Source organism: Gluconobacter japonicus (genome assembly GCF_015244665.1).
Classification (GTDB): Bacteria; Pseudomonadota; Alphaproteobacteria; order Acetobacterales; family Acetobacteraceae; genus Gluconobacter; species Gluconobacter japonicus.
In genome coordinates, this window is record NZ_JABCQN010000025.1 from 1 (window position 1) to 742 (window position 742).

Below are 742 nucleotides of genomic sequence, written 5' to 3' on the forward strand. Positions count from 1 at the left end.
AGCGCACCGACAAGCAGGAAACCATGGGCCCAATTTCCCTGTACGAATGAAGCGCCCATATGCGTGGTGTTTCCAGTCATCGCACCTGCAAAGACACCTCCCAGGTCCACGAAGCTCAGAGCATCTACATATCCTGCGACAAGGCCCAGAATGAAAATGCGGCGCGCGGAGACAGCAATGGGCATGAGGGAAGACGACATCATGAATTCCGATATTTGACCCGGTTCAGATAAATCTGGCACGACATTCTTATTCCAGTTTTCCAGTCGTCGTCATGAGGGCCGAGGAAACGGCTTATACTGCTATGGACGTTTTCTGTGTCTGATGTGCCTTCTGCTCCTGTGAAACCATCTGCTCATCACAAGGACAGGATCCACCATCTCAGACGAACAGCGCGCGCCAGGACAACACGCTGGCGCAGAATGAGTCTTTACTGGATCGGCGCTGTCCTTGTGGGTCTCACTGCCGTTTTATTCGCCAGGTTTGGTGATCAGTGCGCTGAACTGCGGACGCGCTTCGTGACGTGGCATCCCTGGGCCATGCTAGTTCTCGCGCCCGCGGGCTTTGCCTTTATTACCTGGATGACACGAACGCTTTTCAAAGGATCACAGGGGTCAGGAATTCCCCAGACGATCGCCACCCTCCACATGGGAAACTATACCGTTGTTGACCGTATTCTCACGCTGCGGATTGCTGCCGGGAAAATCATTCTGACCTGCCTTGGCCTTGTCTGCGGTGCCTC

Annotated in this window: 2 protein-coding genes; one reads left to right on the forward strand and one right to left on the reverse strand. The window is 54.3% G+C overall.

Features of this window, described 5'->3' with window-relative positions:
- On the reverse strand, positions 1–200 hold a 200-nt coding region (locus HKD32_RS15115), incomplete at its 3' end, for a DUF1275 family protein (RefSeq protein WP_194258412.1).
- Positions 201–422: 222 nt separating this feature from the next.
- On the opposite strand from HKD32_RS15115, the gene HKD32_RS15120 reads away from it, so the two are divergent.
- Positions 423–742 (forward strand): chloride channel protein (locus HKD32_RS15120; RefSeq protein WP_194258413.1); only part of this gene is annotated, 320 nt, incomplete at its 3' end.